We start from the raw sequence: 12312 nt of genomic DNA, 5'->3' as shown, positions 1-12312 counted from the left end.
TAAGACCAGGTGTGAGCGGGCTGACGCAGCGTGATGAGCGACTGTCTGAGAGGCTGAGAGGGTGAATCCTTCGACAGCACAGGCGCAGGTCGTCGTCGACGAGCTCGCGCGCGGCGGAGTGCGAGACGTGGTCCTGTGCCCGGGATCGCGAAACGCACCACTGGCCTTCGCATTACAGGCCGCCGATGCCGCCGGGCGGCTGCGCCTGCACATGCGCATCGACGAACGCAGCGCCGGCTTCCTCGCCATCGGCCTGACCGCGGCGAGCGGACGCCCCGTTCCCGTCGTCATGACCTCCGGCACCGCCGTCGCCAATCTCGGCCCGGCCGTGCTCGAGGCCAACTACGCGCGACTGCCGCTCATCGTGCTCAGCGCCAACCGGCCCTACGAAATGCTCGGCACCGGCGCCAATCAGACCGTGGAGCAGCTCGGTCTCTTCGGCAGCCAGGTGCGCGCCACCGTCAGCCTGGGCCTGGCCGAGACCGAAAACGGTTCGGAGCAGTACGGCAAGCAGAACAGCGTGTGGCGTTCGGCCGTCTGCCGCGTGCTGGCCGCCGCCCGCGGCACCCGCTCCGGCAATGCCGGGCCCGTGCACTTCGACATTCCGCTGCGCGAACCGCTGGTCCCCGATATGGCCGCCGGCGAGCTGCTGCCGGTCGGGCGCGCCGATGACGCCCCTTGGACCGCAACGCAATACGCGACCCTGGACGTACCGCTCGATATCGATCTCACCGCCGATACCGTGGTCATCTCCGGGCACGGTGCGGGGCGCCGGCCGGAACTCGCGGATCTGCCGACCGTCGCCGAACCGACCGCGCCGCAGCACGGGCCCGCATTGCATCCGCTCGCACTCGGCCTGCTCCGGCCGAAGCAGGCCATCATCACCGGCCGGCCCACCCTGCATCGGCAGGTGTCGCAGGTGCTCGCCGATCCCGAGGTCGTGGTGTACGCGCTGACCACCGGGCCGCGCTGGCCCGATGTGTCCGGGAATGTGGTGGGCACCGGCACCCGGGCCGTCACGCACGGCAGTCCGCGCGCCGAATGGCTCGAGCAGTGCCGCGACCTGAACGAGAAGGCGATCGCGGTGGTGCGCGCGGAGCTGGACGCACACCCCAAGCCGACCGGTCTGCATGTGGCCGAAGTGGTGATGAACGCGCTGCACGACGGCGATCAATTGCTGCTGGGCGCGTCGAATCCGGTGCGCGACGCGGCCCTGGTCTCCCAGCCGCGGCCCGGCATCCGGGTGCTCTCCAATCGCGGGGTGGCCGGTATCGACGGCACCGTGTCGGCGGCAGTCGGTGCGGCACTGACCCATTCGGGGCGGACCGTCGCGCTCATGGGTGATCTGACCTTCCTGCACGATGCGTCCGGACTGCTCATCGGCCCGGGCGAACCGCGGCCCGAAGACCTCACCATCGTGGTCGCCAATGACGACGGCGGCGGTATCTTCGAACTGCTCGAACAGGGCGATCCGCAGTACGCGGGCGTCTTCGAGCGGGTGTTCGGCACTCCGCACGGTATGGATCTGGCCGCGTTGTGCGCCGCCTATCGGGTGCCGCACCGGCAGGTCGATCCGGCGGAATTGGCGGTGGCGCTGACCGGTCACGCACACGGCATTCGAGTGCTGGAGGTCGCGACCGAGCGGTCCAGCCTGCGCGAACTGCACGCCACCGTGCGCGCGGGCATTTCGAAGTGAGCATCGGGGCGGCGGCATCGGCCGCCGCCCCGATCACTCGCCGTCAGTATTCGGTGTCGGAGCTGCCGGAGGCGTCGTACTCCTCGCCCAGCGGGACCGGTATCGATTGTTCGATGAGATCCGCCTCGTCGGCCGTCCAGCCGCTGTCCCCGGAGGGTGGCTGGGTGATCTCGGAATCCGAGTCCAGCAGGTCCGCGCTTGCGTCCCTGTCGGGATAAGGCTCCGGATCCGCGGAATCGCTCGGAAAAGCCGCGGTGTGCTGCTCGACATAGTCGGCCTCGGGTACCGCGTCGATGCGTTCGGTCATCGGATGCTCCTCTCCGCCGTATCGGTGTGACCGGGTGAAGTCGGGCACCTCCGAGGATGCCCCGACCGCGCCGGTACGGCAACCCGGGCATCACTCCCCGGGCAGCGCTCCGTTCTCGGCTGGATGCTCGACCAGCGCCAATACCTTTCCGGCCATGAATCGTGCGGTGCGAACCGTCGTCCCGGTCCTGGTCACTTCACTGACCTCCACCACCCCGCGCGCTATGCGCACCTCGACGCGCCGCCCGGCTCGGCTGGCCGTCACTTCGTAATTTCGAGACTCGCCGCCCATATCGACGACGATCTCCACGCGATCACCCTTCATCTTCCAATTCTCCTCGCTACCAGCACTTTTCGCGAGGAATACGGCACAGATCCCGCTAACGAACCGGTTGCGGTCCTGTGGCGAAGACGCCTGCTCGGGCGGCGAGGGCGGCGGCTTCGACGGCGGTGGTGATCGCTGTCTCGTCGATGGGGGAGCCGGCGGTGAGGAGGCGGTAGTAGAGGGGGGCCGAGACGGCGGAGAGGACGGCTCGGGGGTCGGTGCCGGGTGGGAGTTCGCCTCGGGTGACGGCTGTTTCGATGCAGGGGGACCATTCGGTGAGGCGGGTGTCGTAGAAGGCGTGCAGGGCGGTGGCCGCGGTGTCGTCGGTGGTGGCGGCGGCGAGCAGGGCGCGGAAGAGGCGGCCCTGGCGCGGGTCGGTGAGGGTGCCGGCGACGAGTCGGGCATTGGCGTCCAGATCGCCGCGCAGTGAACCGGTATCACTGTGCGGCAGTGAGGTTTCCGCCATCTCGACGAGCAGGTCGGCGACCAGTCCGGCGGGGGTGCGCCAGCGGCGGTAGACGGTGGTCTTGCCGACCTCGGCCCGGGCGGCCACCTCGGCCAGGTCCAGCTGTGCGAAACCGCGTTCGGTGAGCAGATCTCCGGCGGCGCGCAGTACCGCATCGCGGACGCGCGCGGTGCGCCCGCCCGGGCGGATCGATCCCGGCGCGGTGATGTCCTGCTCCATAACGGGCCTCCAGTTCCATTTGCGACGGACAGAGTGTATCGTCGATTTTGTTAATGAAACTGTAGTTCCGTTAGGGGTTGTCATGGAGTACCGCAGGCTCGGCGCATCAGGTCTGATGGTTCCGGCATTGAGCTTCGGGGCGGGCACCTTCGGTGGCCGCGGTGAGCTCTTCAGCGCGTGGGGTGATACCGATGCACGGCAGGCCCGCCGCCTCGTCGACATCAGCCTGGAGGCGGGTGTCACCCTGTTCGACACCGCCGACGTCTACTCCGACGGCGCGTCGGAAGAGGTTCTCGGCGAAGCGATTCGGGGCCGCCGCGAGGATCTGCTGATCTCCACCAAGGCCTCCCTGCCGACCGGGCCCGGACCCTGCGACGCCGGTTCGGGGCGCGCCCGCCTGATCCGCGCGGTCGAGGGCTCACTGCGGCGGCTCGGCACCGACTACATCGACCTGTTCCAGTTGCACGCCTTCGACGCGGGCACGCCGGTGGAGGAAGTCCTTGCGGCACTGGATGATCTGGTGCGCTCGGGCAAGATCCGCTACGTCGGCGCCTCGAACTTCGCCGGCTGGCAACTTATGAAATCCCTTGCCGCGGCGGACCGTCACGGTCTCCCGCGCTATGTCGCGCACCAGGTCTACTACTCGCTGGTCGGCCGCGACTACGAGTGGGAGCTCATGCCGCTCGGCGTGGATCAGGGCGTCGGCGCGGTGGTGTGGAGCCCGCTCGGCTGGGGTCGCCTCACCGGCAAAATCCGCCGCGGCCAACCACTTCCGGAGGGCAGCCGCCTGCACCTGACCGCCGCGGCGGGTCCGCCGGTGGACGACGAGGTGCTCTACGACGTGGTCGATGTGCTCGACGACCTCGCCGCCGAGACCGGCCGCACCGTTCCGCAGATCGCACTGAACTGGCTGCTCACCCGCCCCACCGTCGCGACCGTCATGGTCGGCGCGCGCAATGAGGAGCAGCTGCGGCAGAATCTCGGCGCCGTGGGCTGGAGCCTGGACGCCGAGCAGATCGCGCGGCTGGACAAGGCGAGCGCGGTGACGCCGCCCTATCCCTACTACCCGTACTACCGGCTCGCGGATTTCACCCGGCTGAATCCGCCCGCCGTCTAAGGCGCGGAGTACAGGCCCGCCGCCAGCACCGGCCAGGACGTCTTCAGATCGTCCTGCCAGTAGCCCCACGAATGGGTGCCGGTGCTGCGGTAGACGAAGGTCGCCGGAATGTTCAGCTGGTCGAGACGGTCCTGCAGGGTATGGGTGGACGCGTCGATATTGGCTTCGATGAAGCCGCCGAGCGCGACCGTCTGCGCGTAGTCCGCGGGCTTCTCCATGCGGAATTTGCCGCCCGGCATGTCATAGGCGCCGGGGATTCCGGTGCCGGTGGAGATGAAAAGGTTGGTGCCGCACAGTTTTTCGGCATTGATCGTGGGGTCGTTGGCCGCCCAGAGCGGGTTGTCGTCCGCGCCCCACATATTCTGGACGTCGCCACCGCCGTAGAGCTCCGTGGTCATCTTGACGGCCTCGCGCCCGGTCGGCGTGGTGGTCTGGGAGAGGCCGCTGTAGACGGCGGCGCTGCGGTACTGGCCGGGGTTGAAGATCACCGAGTTCAGTACCGGCAGGCCCGCCATGGACAGTCCCGCAATGGCATTCACCCGATTGGTATTCAGGGCGACATCGATCAGCGGCGGCAGTTCCTGACCCAGATAGGTCGACCACTTGTTCACGCCGAGCGCTTTGTCGGGCTTCAGCCAGTCGGTGTACCAGGTGAACGCGCCGCCGATGATCTGCACGACATTGATGTTCTTGTCGGACAGGAAATCCAGTGCGTCCGTGCGCAATTGCCAGGAGGCATTGTCGACGCCGCCGCCCGCGCCATTGAGCAGATACAGGGTGGGCCGAGCGTCGGCGGTATCGGCGGGGCGCAGGACGTCCACCGGGAAGGTCTGGTCCATGGCGGCGGAGTAGACCTGGAGCTGGATATTGCGATCGTCCTTGACCGTGACGTTCTTGATGTAGGAACCGTCGGGTGATTTCGCCGTGGTGGTCACTCCGGGGGCGGTCGGGGTATCCGCTGTCGCGGGATACGCGCCCATTCCGATCGACACGGCAGACGCCAAGGCCGCCAATGCGATTCGCCCGGTGATTCTTCGGTTCAAGACCCGACCCTCCGTTGTAAACACGACGATTTCACATCGTAGGGAAGAGGATCCGGGAAATCCATGGCTGGGAACCCCAGAGAATTCGGGGCTCAGTACACGTCGCGCACGTAGCGCTTCTCGGCGACCAGCTGCTTCTTGAAGGCCAGTGCGGCCTCCTCGCTCAATTTGCCGTGAATCCGGGCTATCCGCAGCAGGGTGTCGTCCACATCCTTGGCCATCCGCGCGGCATCACCGCAGACATAGAAATGGCCGCCCTCCCGCAGCCACGCCCACAGTTCCGCACCGTGCTCGATCATGCGGTGCTGCACATAGACCCGCTCCCGCTGATCCCGCGAGAAAGCCAGATCCAACCGGGTCAGGAAGCCCGAGCGGAACATATCCTCGAGCTCCGCGCGGTAATAGAAATTGTCCGCCGCGTGCTGATCGCCGAAGAACAGCCAATTGCGGCCCCTGCCGCCGAGTGCGCGGCGCTCGTGCAGGAAACCCCGGAACGGTGCGATGCCGGTGCCCGGACCGACCATGATCATGGGCGCGTTCGGATCCAGCGGCGGGCGGAAGTGCGGGGCGCGCTGCAGGAAGATCGGCGCCTCACCCGCGCGATCGGCCAGGAAGGTGGAGCTGACGCCGCCGCGCCGGGCCGCGCCGGCGGTCACCGGATTGCCGTAGCGCACCACGCCGACCGTCAGCTGCACCTCGTGCGGGTCGACCAGGGGACTCGAGGAAATCGAATACTGGCGCGGCTGCAGCTTTTTCAGCGTGCCCAGCCACTCCACCAGATCTGCCCGCACCGGAAAGTCGCGCAGCACATCCACCGGCTGCCGATCCCACAGATAACTGTCCAGCTCATTGCGATTGTCGCGGCGCAGCAGTTTCGCCAGACGCGGACTCGCATTGTGCTCGGCAATGAACGACAGCAGATCGGTACTCACCTTGGTGATGTCGTAATGCGTGCGCAGCGCCTCCGCCAGCGGCAACTCCCGATCCTCCAGATCGATCGGCCGCCGCCCGTCCAGTCCGGTCGCCGCCAGCCATTCCGCTACCAGCGCATCACAATTGGCAGGCTTGATCCCCAGCGAATCCCCGACCTCGTAACTCGCGTCCAGCCCCCGCAGGTCGAACCCGAACTGCCGCACCTCTTTCTCCGAACCCGGCCGAGACAGCAACTCATTACGCACCAGTCGCGCCGGAAGCGGTGCATTACGAGTGAATCGAGCCGGAGCCAGCGTGCTCACGGAGCCTCGAGCAGATCCGCCGGAAGCGGGGGAGTACGGCCGGGCGACCACACCGACCGGGACTTCACCGCCGGGCGAGGCTCCTCCACCGGGGCCGAATCCGCCGTGATGTGACAACACGCCGCTGCGGGTCCCGATATCGCTGGGAGCCGCAGTGCGTGGGGGAGTATGCGCGCCGCCGGTGAACGGCAACGTGCCGTGCGCTGACCTGCCGCCCGGGGCCGGTGTCCCACCCGAGGCCGGAGTACTGCCCGGGACAGGTGCGTCGCCCGGCGGAATCGTCTCCGGCCCTGGGGTTTCCGGCCCGCTACGCAGCGCGGCGGTCACGTCCTCGATCCACTGCTCCGACAGATCGTCGTGATCGGGTTCGCTGTCCATGCGTGGAAGGAGCCGGGTCGCACCACATTTGGTGAGCAGCTCGTCCAGCTTCCGGCCATGTCCGCAGAATTCGTCGTAGGACGAATCGCCCAGCGCGAAGACGGCATAGCGCATTCCGGTGAGTCGAATCGCGCTGTCGCTGAGTCGATCCCAGAACTCCTGACCATTGTCCGGCGGTCCGCCGTCGCCGAAGGTGCTGGTGATCACCAGCACGTCACCGCTCAGCTCGGCAAGGTCGGCAGAGTCCATATCCAGCAGCCGGGGCGTGAAATCGGCTGCGGCGAGCCGTGTTGCGACTGCCGCTGCCAATTCCTCCGCGGTCCCGGTTTGCGAAGCCCACAGCACAGTGACCGCTCGCGTGACCGGCTCGGACGCCGGCCCACCGCCCGGCTGCGCTTCGTAGAGCGGGTATCCCTCGGATATCCCGGCCGACTCCGGCTGCACCCCACGGGAATACATCCCGGCAAGCAACCCGTCGATCCACAATCGGCTGCCCCGCGACAGTGGCGCCGTCTCCGGCAGTACCGGCACCCCTGCCACCGGCAAGGTCTGCAATGCCGCCAGATACCCGCCCAGATAGATTCGCTCGGCCTCACTCAGCGTCGGCGCGACCGCCCCGTCGAGCCCGAGCATCGCCGCCAGCGGATGCACTCCGCCAGCGCGCCCGGCACTGTCCGCTCCCGTGCCGTACGGAGTCGACGCACTTCCGTTCGGACCACTGTTGGCGTGGATCGGATCTCGGTCGGAGCCGATCGGACCGTCGAGACCATTCTCCGTTCCGAACGGACCGGCCACTCCTCCGATCGGATGGCTGTCGGCGACGGTTGTGGGGGAGTCCGCGCGGCTGCGGTCGGTGGCCGGGATCTGGTGGGAGGTGGCGGAGACGGCGGCGACCTTGCGGAGTCGGACGGCGCAGGCCTTGAACTCCGGTTGCAGGGAGTCCGGGTCTACGGCGTCGTTGGTGACGGCATTGATGGTCAGGTATTCGCCCTGTTCGTCGTTCCAGTGGAACGGGGCGAAGCAGGAGCCCGGGAGTACGCGGTCGCTGATACGGGCGGGGAGTACGGCGCGTCCACGGCGCGAGGCGATTTCGATCTGATCGCCCTCGTGCAGGTCGAGTGCGGCGGCATCGTCGGGGTGCACCTCGAGGAACGGGTCGCCGTTCAGCTTGACCAGTTTCGCGACCTTGCCGGTCTTGGTCATGGTGTGCCATTGATGTTGCAGGCGACCGGTATTGAGCACGAAGGGGTGATCGTCGTCGGGCATTTCGGCGGGCAGCAGATGCGGGCGAGGCCAGAAGACGGCGCGCCGGCTGGGGGTGGCGAAGGCCAGGCGCGGTTGCAGCCCGCTCTCATCGGTGAACAGGTGCTGGCTGATACCGTCATTGCGGTACCGAATGGGATTGCGGCGCTGTGCCGGATCGGGGCACGGCCACTGCATGGGCCCGTCCCGCAGCGCCTCGTAGGTAATGCCGCGCAGGTCGTATCCGGTCACCGGATTTGCGAATTGCCGTATCTCCTCGAAGATTTCGGCACTGGTCTGGTAGTCGAAGCCGGGGAATCCCATGGCGCTCGCCACCTGCGCGATCAACTGCCAGTCCGGCCGGGCCTCGCCCACCGGCGGCACCGACTGCGGCAGCAGTGTCAGATTGCGCTCCGAATTCACCATCACCGCATCCGATTCCGCCCACAGCGTGGCGGGCAGCATGAGGTCGGCATAGGAGTTGGTGGCGGTCTCGGTGTACACATCCTGGGCGATCACCAGCTCGGCGGCTTCCAGCCCGTCGATCACCGTCTTCCGATTCGCCATGGAGGCAACGGGATTGCTGCAGATGATCCAGCACGCCTTGATGGCACCGTCCGCGAGCCCGCGGAACATCTCGACGGTGCCCGGCCCGGCTTTATCGCGCAGCGCACCGGGTTCCAGCTCCCACGCCGTCTCCACGAAGGCCCGGTCCGCCGCCGACAGCACACTGCGCTGTCCGGGCAATCCCGGTCCCATATAACCCATTTCGCGCCCGCCCATGGCATTCGGCTGCCCGGTGAGCGAGAACGGCCCGCTGCCGGTGCGGCAGACCGCGCCGGTGGCCAGATGCAGATTGATGATCGCATTGGTGGTCCAGGTGCCGTGCGTGGACTGATTCACACCCATGGTCCACAGCGACATCCATTCACCGGCCGCGCCGATCCACTCCGCGGCGGTGCGAATATCGGCCTCGGTCAGGCCGGTCATCCCGGCGACCTGCGCGGGCGCGTAATCGGCGAGGAATTCCGGCATCGCCGCCCACCCCTGCGTGTGCTCGGCGATGAATTCGGCGTCTATGTCACCGTTTTCGACGAGCAGATGCAGTAGTCCGTTCAGCAGCGCCAGATCCGTACCCGGCCGGATCTGCAAGAACAGATCGGCCTTCTTCGCGGTCTCGGTGCGCCGCGGATCCACCACGATCAGTTTCGCGCCCGCCTTCAACCGTCCCGCCATGCGCAGCAGCAGAATCGGATGGCAGTCCGCCATATTCGCGCCGATCACGAAGAACAGATCCGCGTGGTCGAGGTCCTCGTACGAGCCGGGCGGCCCGTCCGCCCCGAACGACTGCTTGTATCCGGTGGCCGCACTGGCCATGCACAGCCGTGAATTGGCTTCGATATGCACGGTCCGCAGATAGCCCTTGGCCAATTTGTTTGCCAGATACTGGGCTTCGATCGACATCTGCCCGGAGACGTAGAGCGACACCGCATCCGGGCCGTGCTCGTCGAGAATCGCGCGCAACCGCTCGGCGGCCTCCTCGATCGCCGTGTCGAGGGGCACCGGCATCGGCGGCTGCCCGCGTTCCGGCCGCCGGTACGCGGTCTCCATCCGCCCGTCCGTACGCATGAGCTCGGCGTGGGTCGCGCCCTTGGTGCACAGGCGTCCCGCATTCACCGGATGCAGTTTGTCGCCGTTGACCGACGCGATCACCGGCGCACCGGATTCGCCGGGCCGGGTGTGCACGACCATGCCGCAGCCCACTCCGCAGTACGAGCACGCAGTCCGGGTGCTCGTCAGGGGAGTGGTGGAATCCGGCATGGTTCCGATCTTCGTCACTCCCGATTGCGCCGGATTTACCTGGCGTTATCGGCAGATGACATTCCGCCGCACAGCGGGTGTCCGCCTCGGTGAGGTCAGTCCAGTTTGAAGCCGCGATGCAGTGCCACCGCGCCTCCGGAGAGATTGCGCCACTTGACCGAGGACCAGCCGGCATCGGCGATCCGCAGTGCCAGCTGCGTCTGCGTGGGCCAGGCCCGGATGGATTCCGCCAGGTAGACGTAGGCATCCGGATTACTGGAGACCCGCTTGGCCACCGCCGGGAGCGCCTTCATCAGGTACTCCATGTAGACGGTGCGGAAGAGCGCGAAGGTCGGCGTGGAGAACTCCGCCACCACCAGCCGCCCGCCGGGCTTGGTGACGCGCAGCATCTCGCGCAGCGCCAGATCCGGATCGGCGACATTGCGCAGACCGTACGAGATGGTCACCGCGTCGAAGGACTCATCCGCGAACGGCAGCGCCATGGCATCACCGGCCACCATCGGGACCTTGCGGAACCGCCCCGCCGCCAGCATGCCCTGCGAGAAATCGGTGGCCACACACCAGGCGCCGGACTTGGCCAGCTCGAGCGTGGAGACGCCGGTGCCCGCGGCCAGATCCAGCACCCGCTCACCGGGCCGCAGCGCCAAGGCTTTACGCGTCGCCCATCGCCAGTAATAGTCCTGGCCACCGGAGATCACCGTATTGGTGAGGTCGTACCGCTTCGCGACCCCGTCGAACATCGACGCGACCTCGTGCGGCTGCTTCTCCAACGAGGCCCGAACCGATTCCCGCCGCTCTGTTTTCGCCACCCCCGCACATTAGCTTCCGGCGCGGGCGCGCGACCATCGCCTCCGGACCGCGCCGAGCAACCGCGCGGGCCGCGAACCCAGCAGCCAGAGCGCCGGAATCGTCACCGCCCATGTCACCACGATCACCGACAGCGCCGGGATGATCGCGACGCGCGCATCGCGACCGGCCACGCGGACCAGATCGGGATCGCTGCGCTGATATTCGACATTGATGCGTTCGCCGACGGTCAGCCGGGTCGGGTACAGCACGCCGACCTTGGGATTGTGCGTCTCACCGTCCGGGGTCACGAAGATGACCGCGGACCGCAGGCGTCCGGCCGACAGCACTTCACCGCTGGTCGTGCCCATATCCGAGCTGATGAGCCGATCGTCCTTCCAAGCGGCCAGCACCAGCAGCACCGCGAGCACGCTGATGGCCGACGCGGCGATCAGGATTCCCATGCGCGTGCGCCGCCAGCGGGTCACCGGCGGTGAGGGGGGAGCGTCGGCGACCGTCGGCGCGGTGGGATCCGGCTCCGCCCCGGTCACACTGCTCCGCTCCGCTGCGGTAAGCCTGCTCCGCTCCGCTGCGGTGACAGACTGGCTGGTTTCCGACACTTCACCAGGCTATTCCATGACTGGACTACCGTTGCCGCCATGTCCCGTAAATTCAGCTTCACCGTGCAGTACAGCGTTCCGGTAGAAGAGCTTCACCGGGCACTGACCAACGACGAGATGTGGAATTCCCGCTTCACCGGCGCGTCCACCGCCACCTTGAACCTGTCCCATCCGGACGGGCCCGGCACCATTCGCATCCATATGACCGAAAAAGCAGCCGAAGACAAGATTCCGGGCCTGGTCAAGAAGGTCCTCAAGAGCGACCTCGAACTCCAGCGCACCGACAGCTGGGGCGTGCTCGACGGCGATATCGCCAAGGGCACCTTCCAGGGCGCCTCCACCGGTATCACCACCGAGATGTCGGGCACCCTCGAATTGCGGCCCACCGCCGAGGGTTCCGAGATCGAGGCCGCCGGCACGGTGAACGTCAAGGTTCCCCTGGTCGGCGGAGCCATCGAGCCGCTGGTGGAGAACCTGCTCGAGAAGGTGATGAAGAGCGAGCGCAAGTCCATCGAGGCCTGGTTCGCCGCGCAGAACGCCTGACCTAACTCCGATTGAGCGATAAACCCGTGGGTGCGCCCACCCGCGCCCACGGGTTCTCGTTGCCCCGCCCCCGGACTTACTGCCCCCGGGTCGGATCGAAATCGCGGTTCTCCACCAGCACGAGCCAGTTCCCGGAGTTGTCGCGAATGATCGCCTCCACGCCGTAGGGGCGCTCCGACGGCGGCTGCACGAACTCCACGCCCTTGGCGCTGAGCTCCTCGAAAGTCTTCTGGCAGTTATCGGTTCGCAGCCCGAGCGCGCCGTGCGTACCGCTGGCCAGCGACCGCCGAATGGCCTCGGCCAGCTGCTCGTCCAGCGGCGGCCCCGGCAGCATGAGGGTCACCTCCAGTTCGAGATGATCCGGCTGCGCCACGGTCACCCAGCGGAAGCCGTTGTCGCCCATGGTCACATCGGCGGTCTCCACGAACCCGAGTTTGTCGGTGTACCACTCTTTGGCGGCGCTCTGATCGGTCACGTACACGGTGGCCAGGGAAACGTTGGTGATCGTCATACCG

11 protein-coding genes are annotated in these 12312 nt (G+C 67.2%); 3 read left to right on the top strand and 8 right to left on the bottom strand.

Going from position 1 to position 12312, the window contains the following annotated elements; translation table 11 throughout:
- Nucleotides 1-61: 61 nt before the first annotated feature.
- Nucleotides 62-1696 carry a 2-succinyl-5-enolpyruvyl-6-hydroxy-3-cyclohexene-1-carboxylic-acid synthase gene (menD, locus tag OG326_RS40730; RefSeq protein WP_327142407.1) on the top strand — a complete coding sequence of 545 codons (1635 nt, stop codon included), beginning with the start codon at nt 62-64 and terminating at the stop codon, nt 1694-1696.
- Nucleotides 1697-1739: 43 nt separating this feature from the next.
- Here menD and OG326_RS40725 read toward each other — a convergent pair whose 3' ends face one another.
- The 3 genes from OG326_RS40725 to OG326_RS40715 form a co-directional block, all read right to left on the bottom strand.
- Nucleotides 1740-2003, bottom strand: a complete 264-nt coding sequence (locus OG326_RS40725) for a hypothetical protein (RefSeq protein ID WP_327142406.1) — start codon at nt 2001-2003, stop codon at nt 1740-1742.
- 90 nt (nt 2004-2093) lie between these two features.
- Nucleotides 2094-2327, bottom strand: a complete 234-nt coding sequence (locus tag OG326_RS40720) for a hypothetical protein (RefSeq protein WP_327142405.1) — start codon at nt 2325-2327, stop codon at nt 2094-2096.
- Nucleotides 2328-2382: 55 nt separating this feature from the next.
- Nucleotides 2383-3012 carry a TetR/AcrR family transcriptional regulator gene (locus tag OG326_RS40715; RefSeq protein WP_327142404.1) on the bottom strand — a complete coding sequence of 210 codons (630 nt, stop codon included), beginning with the start codon at nt 3010-3012 and terminating at the stop codon, nt 2383-2385.
- A gap of 82 nt (nt 3013-3094) precedes the next feature.
- Here OG326_RS40715 and OG326_RS40710 point away from each other — a divergent pair, with 82 nt between their 5' ends.
- Entirely contained in the window at nt 3095-4129 is a 1035-nt protein-coding gene (locus tag OG326_RS40710) for an aldo/keto reductase (protein ID WP_327142403.1), read from the top strand.
- Here the strand turns inward: OG326_RS40710 and OG326_RS40705 are convergent.
- From OG326_RS40705 to OG326_RS40690, 4 genes are all read right to left on the bottom strand, one after another.
- Nucleotides 4126-5109 (bottom strand): alpha/beta hydrolase, encoded by a 984-nt coding sequence (locus tag OG326_RS40705; protein WP_442791099.1) that lies wholly within the window; start codon nt 5107-5109, stop codon nt 4126-4128. The genes OG326_RS40710 and OG326_RS40705 overlap by 4 nt on opposite strands.
- 155 nt (nt 5110-5264) lie before the next feature.
- Entirely contained in the window at nt 5265-9848 is a 4584-nt protein-coding gene (locus OG326_RS40700; RefSeq protein WP_327142401.1) for a molybdopterin-dependent oxidoreductase, read from the bottom strand.
- A 95-nt stretch (nt 9849-9943) separates the two neighbouring features.
- On the bottom strand, nt 9944-10657 hold the full coding sequence (locus OG326_RS40695) for a demethylmenaquinone methyltransferase (RefSeq protein ID WP_327142400.1): 714 nt from the start codon (nt 10655-10657) through the stop codon (nt 9944-9946).
- A gap of 9 nt (nt 10658-10666) precedes the next feature.
- Nucleotides 10667-11098 carry a DUF3592 domain-containing protein gene (locus OG326_RS40690; RefSeq protein ID WP_327146753.1) on the bottom strand — a complete coding sequence of 144 codons (432 nt, stop codon included), beginning with the start codon at nt 11096-11098 and terminating at the stop codon, nt 10667-10669.
- A gap of 195 nt (nt 11099-11293) precedes the next feature.
- Between OG326_RS40690 and OG326_RS40685 the strand changes: the two genes are divergently transcribed.
- Nucleotides 11294-11797 (top strand): DUF2505 domain-containing protein, encoded by a 504-nt coding sequence (locus tag OG326_RS40685; RefSeq protein WP_327142399.1) that lies wholly within the window; start codon nt 11294-11296, stop codon nt 11795-11797.
- Nucleotides 11798-11873: 76 nt separating this feature from the next.
- Here OG326_RS40685 and OG326_RS40680 read toward each other — a convergent pair whose 3' ends face one another.
- Nucleotides 11874-12308, bottom strand: coding sequence for a VOC family protein (locus tag OG326_RS40680; protein ID WP_327142398.1), 435 nt, complete (start codon nt 12306-12308; stop codon nt 11874-11876).
- Nucleotides 12309-12312 lie beyond the last annotated feature (4 nt).

Source organism: Nocardia sp. NBC_01327 (assembly GCF_035958815.1).
In the GTDB taxonomy this organism is placed as follows: Bacteria; Actinomycetota; Actinomycetes; order Mycobacteriales; family Mycobacteriaceae; genus Nocardia.
The sequence above is the reverse complement of the archived record's forward strand: the minus strand, read 5'-3'. Positions and strand labels throughout refer to the sequence as shown.

Bases quoted from the DNA above. Each gene is read 5' to 3' on its own strand.
- OG326_RS40700 (WP_327142401.1), bottom strand. From the start codon at position 9,848: ATGCCGGATTCCACCACTCCCCTGACGAGCACCCGGACTGCGTGCTCG.
- OG326_RS40710 (WP_327142403.1), top strand. From the start codon at position 3,095: ATGGAGTACCGCAGGCTCGGCGCATCAGGTCTGATGGTTCCGGCATTG.
- OG326_RS40725 (WP_327142406.1), bottom strand. From the start codon at position 2,003: ATGACCGAACGCATCGACGCGGTACCCGAGGCCGACTATGTCGAGCAG.
- OG326_RS40685 (WP_327142399.1), top strand. From the start codon at position 11,294: ATGTCCCGTAAATTCAGCTTCACCGTGCAGTACAGCGTTCCGGTAGAA.
- OG326_RS40715 (WP_327142404.1), bottom strand. From the start codon at position 3,012: ATGGAGCAGGACATCACCGCGCCGGGATCGATCCGCCCGGGCGGGCGC.
- OG326_RS40720 (WP_327142405.1), bottom strand. From the start codon at position 2,327: ATGAAGGGTGATCGCGTGGAGATCGTCGTCGATATGGGCGGCGAGTCT.
- OG326_RS40705 (WP_442791099.1), bottom strand. From the start codon at position 5,109: ATGGGCGCGTATCCCGCGACAGCGGATACCCCGACCGCCCCCGGAGTG.
- OG326_RS40680 (WP_327142398.1), bottom strand. From the start codon at position 12,308: ATGACGATCACCAACGTTTCCCTGGCCACCGTGTACGTGACCGATCAG.
- OG326_RS40690 (WP_327146753.1), bottom strand. From the start codon at position 11,098: ATGGGAATCCTGATCGCCGCGTCGGCCATCAGCGTGCTCGCGGTGCTG.